This is a genomic window from Micromonospora maritima (genome assembly GCF_902825405.1).
GTDB classification, from domain to species: domain Bacteria; phylum Actinomycetota; class Actinomycetes; order Mycobacteriales; family Micromonosporaceae; genus Micromonospora; species Micromonospora maritima.
Genome location: NZ_CADEAU010000436.1, coordinates 1 through 4,526, shown reverse-complemented (window position 1 = coordinate 4,526; position 4,526 = coordinate 1). Strand labels below are relative to the sequence as shown.

Genomic DNA, 4,526 nt, shown 5'->3' with positions numbered 1-4,526 from the left:
CGGGCGGCTGTCCGAGGCGTACCCGGGCCGGGTGTCCGGCGCGCCCCGGCCGCGACTGGCCGACGCGGACCTCGCGGTCAACGCGACGCCGCTGGGCCTGCGCCCGACCGACCCGCCGCCGTTCCCGGTGGCGGAACTGCCGGCCGGGGCGGTGGTGGCGGACATCATCATGTCGCCGGCGCAGACGCCGCTGCTGCGCGCGGCCCGGGGCCGGGGCCTGGCCGCCCACCCGGGCGAGCCGATGCTCGCCCACCAGATCGACGGCTACCTCGACTTCTTCGGCTTGTGAGGCGTCAGGACCCGGTAGCGGCCCGGTCGGCGGCGCTGCGCAGCACGCAGAACTCGTTGCCCTCGGGGTCGGCGAGCACCGCCCAGCCGGTGCCGTCCGGGTTGCGCCGGTCGGCGACGAGCGTGGCGCCGAGGCCGAGCAGTCGCTCCACCTCCGGCTCCCGCGAGGTCTCCGGGCGCAGGCAGAGGTGGATCCGGTTCTTCGACGTCCTGGGCTCGGGCACCTGGTTGAAGTGCAGCACCGGACCCTCCGTCAGCAGCACCTGCGCCTCCGGGTCGCCCGGTCGGCTCTCCGGGTGCACCGGCCGCCCGGTCACCTCGCTCCAGAAGCGCGCCAACCCGTAGGCGTCCGCGCAGTCGATCGCCACGTTCTGCACCACCGAGACCATGACCGGAAGCATCCCGGACCGGCGTCCCGGACGCCACCGGGTTCCGCCGGTCGCGTCAGTCGCCGCGTGCCGCCATGTCCCCGGTCGCCGGAACGCCGTCGGCGAGGCCGTAACGCAGGTAGACGGTTCCCCTCGGGTTGGCCACCGGCGCCTCGACCAGGGTCACGTTCGTGGGCACCGCACCTCCGTCGAACACCTTCTTCCCGACACCGAGCACGATCGGGTGCACCCAGAGGTCGATCCGGTCGAACAGCTTCTCCCGCAGGAGGGTCTGCACCAGGTTGAGGCTCCCGACCACCTTCACGTTCTCGTGCCGGTCCCGGACCTCGCGGACCGCGCCGGCCAGGTCCGGGCCGAGCAGCGTCGACCCGGCCCAGGACAGGTCCGGCCGGCCGCGCGAGGCCACGTACTTCGGGATGCGGTTGAACAGCGCGGCGATCCCGTCGTCCGGCCCGCCCTCCTGGTGCGGCCAGTAGCCGGCGAAGATGTCGTACGTCCGGCGGCCGAGCAGCAGCGCGTCGGTGCCCTCGTAGGCGGCCTGGACCTGCGCCCCGGTGACCTCGTCGATCAGGGGCGCCTGCCAGCCGCCGAACGGGAACCCGGCCGGGTCCTCGTCGGGGCCGCCGGGCGCCTGCCCGACGAGGTCGAGGGTGGCGAACAGTTCGAGGTGGATGAGGCCCATGTCGTGTGCTCCCGTGCCGTGGTGTGTCGGTCGGACGGTAGACCGACGGAACTCGGCGGACTCATCGGTGCACGGCGGGGTCTACGGCGCGCGGGCCGCGGCGGCCCGGCGGACCTGCCGGCGGGCCTCCCCGGCCGGTACGCCGGTGGCGCGCAGCACGTCGTTGGCGGCGGTCCGCAACTGGGAGACCACGATGGTGCCGGAGAAGCCGATGTCCTGCCGGCACGCCGCACCGGCGTCACGCACCGCGCGCAGCACCCGCTCCCGGGCGTCGAGCGGTTCGCGTGCGGCCAGGAACTCCCGGTGCAGCAGCCGGATCGCCGTGCCGAAGTGCTCCAGCGCGGCCGGCAGGTCGGCCGGCACCGGCTCCCGATCACGCAACGCGGTGCCGACCCGACGGACCAGCGCCCGGCTGTTGCGGAACGCCCGGTCCAGGTGCTCGGCGCCGTTGCGGTACGCGGCCAGCGCGCGCCGTCGCCGCCAGCGCACCGGGGAGAAGCGGACCACCTCGTCGGCGGCGGCGACCACCTCGCCGATCCGGTCCAGTTCGGGTTCGGCGGCGCGCATCCGGGCCAGCACGGCATCGGCCGCGTGGACGTCGCCGCGGGCCAGGGCCTCCGCCGAGGCGGACATCTCCCGGGCGAACGTGTCCAGCGCCGGGTCGGCGACCCGGCGTACCGTGCGCAGCGGGTTGAGCGGCGCGAGCACCAGCACCACGACCAGGCCGACCAGGCCGCCGACCAGCGCGTTCACCGTGCGGGGCAGTTCCAGGTCGGGCGAGACCGGGGTGAGCGTGGCGACCAGCACGGCCGTACCGCCGGCCTGGGTGACCAGCGCGCCGGTGCCGCGGACCACCACCGCGGCGCTGACCGCCAGGAAGACGACCACACCGGTCTGCCAGGGTCCGGTGCCGAGCAGGCGGATCAGCACGTCCCCGACGACGATGCCGAGCACCACCCCGACGACGAGTTCGACGGTGCGTCGGGTCCGGCCACCGAGCGAGGCGGCGATGACACCGACCGCCGCCGCGGGCGCGAACGTCGGATCCGGGTTGGCGAACACCTCGCGGGCCACGAGCCAGGCCAACGCGGCGGCCAGACCGGCCTGGACGGCGACGATGGAGTACGTGCGTACCCGCTGGCGGCTGGCCCGACCGGCCGCGCGGATCCGGTCGCCCAGCCGGTCGGTGGCTTCCCGCATGCGCCGGGGTACCCGCCGCCGCGCGGTCGAACCTCACCCGGGGTACGCCATGGTGCCGGTCAACGCCACCACGCCGGGCAGCCGGGTGTCCTGACGCAGGAACTGCACCACCACCGGCACCGGGGACCGCAGCACGCAGCCGTACGCCCGGTCCAGCCGCACCGCCTCCGGGTCGATCAGGTCGTTGACCCGCACGTGCCGGATCCGGCGCGCGCCGACCAGCACCCGGTACGGACCGACCGGCTCGGCGTCCTCGTAGTAGAAGTCGAGCCTCAGGTCGGCGTCGTGGTCGGCGGTGTTGAGCACGCAGAACTGGTCGAAGCCGGTGAACTCCGGCTCCGGCCCGTGCGCCGGGAACGGCACGTGCCCGCCGGGCACCACCCAGACCCGGGCGCCGACCGGTGCGGTCACGACTCCTCCAGCAGCCGGGCCAGGTCCGGGGTGAGGAACACCCCGTCCGGGTCGAGCCGGCGGCGCACCGCCCGGAAGTCGTCCCAGCGGGGGTAGAGGGGACGCAGCTCCCGCGCGCCGAGCCAGTGCTTCTTGCCCCAGTGCGGCCGGCCGCCGTGGTGCCGGAAGACCGCCTCCATGTCCCGGAAGTACTCCTCGTACGGCAGGGAGGTGTTCTGCAGGCAGGCGATGGTGGTGGTGGGCCGGCCGTAGGCGTTGCTGAGCCAGATGTCGTCCGGCGCGATGGTGCGCACCAGCACCCGCCAGCCGGCCACCCGGCGGTGTCGCTCGCGGATCCGGCGGCGTACCTCGGCGAAGCAGGCCGGGAACGCCTCCGACGGCAGCATGTACTCGATCTCCTCGAAGCGCAGCTCCCGGTGCCGGGGGATGGTGCGGTGGGTGGGCCCGACCTGGCTCTGCCGCAGCTCCCCGTCCGGCGGGCCCGTGCCGGGCCGCAGCGGTCGCTGGTTGGCCTCGTCGGTCCGGTTGATCACCCGGATCTGCGTCCGGTCGCTGCGCGGGTACCAGTAGAAGTCCATGTTGCGGTTGGTGTGCTGGAGTTCGGCCAGGTGGTCCAGGGTCCAGTCCAGGTGCGCGCACCAGGAGCGGCGGTGCAGTTCGTAGCGGGGCTGCACGTCCAGGGTGATCCGGGTGAGCACGCCGAGCGCGCCGAGCGAGAGCCGCGCCGCCGGCAGCAGCTCCGGGTTGCGCTCCGCGTCGACGTCGAGCGTGTCGCCGGTGCCGGTGACCAGGCGTACGCCGGTGACCTGGGTGCTCAGGTTGCCGAAGCCGAGCCCGGTGCCGTGGGTGCCGGTGGCGGTCGCCCCGGCGATCGACTGGTAGTCGACGTCGCCCAGGTTGTCCATCGCCAGCCCGTCGTCGTACAGCCCCTCGCCGAGCGCCTTGAGCTTGGTGCCCGCCCAGGCGGTGGCGAGCCGCCCGTCGTCGGAGATCACCCCGGCCAGCCGGTCCAGGCCGAGCAGGATCCCGTCGGTACGCACCAGCGGGCTGGAGGAGTGCCCGGAGCCGACCGGCCGCACGGTGGTGCCGGTCTCCCGGGCCCGGCGCACCAACGCACGAACCTCGTCCTCGTCGGCCGGTTCGGCCCACCGGGCCGGGGTGAAGGAGAGGCTGCCGGACCAGTTCACGAACGCGCGTGCCACTCGCCCCTCCCCGGCGTCGGTCGGCGGTCGGTTACCCACGCCCACCCGGGGTAGTCGCCTCCGGACGCGCGGCACGCGTGGTCCGAACGGACCGGCAGCGTGCCGGCCTGATCCGGGACCCGCCGGGAACCGGACGGCCGTCCCGGACGACTATCCCTACATGGCGTGTGAGCGGTGGCGGGAGATCCTGTCGGCACAGCTGGACGGTGAGGCATCCCGGTCGGAGACCGAGGCGGCCGAGGCGCACCTGAACGGCTGCGCCGGCTGCCGGGTCTGGTTCGAGTCGGCCGCCGCGGTGACCCGGCGGGCCCGTACGCAGCTGGCCCCGCGGGTGCCGGACCTGGTCGAGGCGGT

6 protein-coding genes and 1 pseudogene are annotated in these 4,526 nt (G+C 74.6%); 2 read left to right on the top strand and 5 right to left on the bottom strand.

All coding sequences use genetic code 11. The features are described 5' to 3' along the window. Positions 1–289, top strand: a pseudogene (locus HUW36_RS26465) (shikimate dehydrogenase); the annotation flags it as partial. 4 nt (positions 290–293) lie between these two features. Here the strand turns inward: HUW36_RS26465 and HUW36_RS26460 are convergent. From HUW36_RS26460 to HUW36_RS26440, 5 genes are all read right to left on the bottom strand, one after another. Beyond that, on the bottom strand, positions 294–677 hold the full coding sequence (locus HUW36_RS26460) for a VOC family protein (protein WP_174530630.1): 384 nt from the start codon (positions 675–677) through the stop codon (positions 294–296). Positions 678–732: 55 nt separating this feature from the next. Continuing rightward, positions 733–1,359: a dihydrofolate reductase family protein gene (locus tag HUW36_RS26455; RefSeq protein ID WP_174530629.1), complete on the bottom strand. Its 627-nt coding sequence runs from the start codon at positions 1,357–1,359 to the stop codon at positions 733–735. Positions 1,360–1,440: 81 nt separating this feature from the next. Continuing rightward, positions 1,441–2,559, bottom strand: coding sequence for an FUSC family protein (locus HUW36_RS26450; protein ID WP_174530628.1), 1,119 nt, complete (start codon positions 2,557–2,559; stop codon positions 1,441–1,443). A gap of 33 nt (positions 2,560–2,592) precedes the next feature. Then, positions 2,593–2,970, bottom strand: coding sequence for a sensory rhodopsin transducer (locus tag HUW36_RS26445; RefSeq protein ID WP_174530627.1), 378 nt, complete (start codon positions 2,968–2,970; stop codon positions 2,593–2,595). Further along, on the bottom strand, positions 2,967–4,172 hold the full coding sequence (locus HUW36_RS26440) for a D-arabinono-1,4-lactone oxidase (RefSeq protein WP_174530626.1): 1,206 nt from the start codon (positions 4,170–4,172) through the stop codon (positions 2,967–2,969). The genes HUW36_RS26445 and HUW36_RS26440 overlap by 4 nt, the downstream gene beginning before the upstream one ends. Before the next feature lie 160 nt (positions 4,173–4,332). Here HUW36_RS26440 and HUW36_RS26435 point away from each other — a divergent pair. After that, the coding region (locus HUW36_RS26435) for a zf-HC2 domain-containing protein (protein WP_174530625.1) at positions 4,333–4,526 on the top strand (194 nt) is incomplete at its 3' end.

What these genes read in the sequence shown, in the direction of transcription:
- HUW36_RS26450 (WP_174530628.1), bottom strand. Translation starts at nt 2,559, where the DNA reads ATGCGGGAAGCCACCGACCGGCTGGGCGACCGGATCCGCGCGGCCGGT.
- HUW36_RS26455 (WP_174530629.1), bottom strand. Translation starts at nt 1,359, where the DNA reads ATGGGCCTCATCCACCTCGAACTGTTCGCCACCCTCGACCTCGTCGGG.
- HUW36_RS26460 (WP_174530630.1), bottom strand. Translation starts at nt 677, where the DNA reads ATGGTCTCGGTGGTGCAGAACGTGGCGATCGACTGCGCGGACGCCTAC.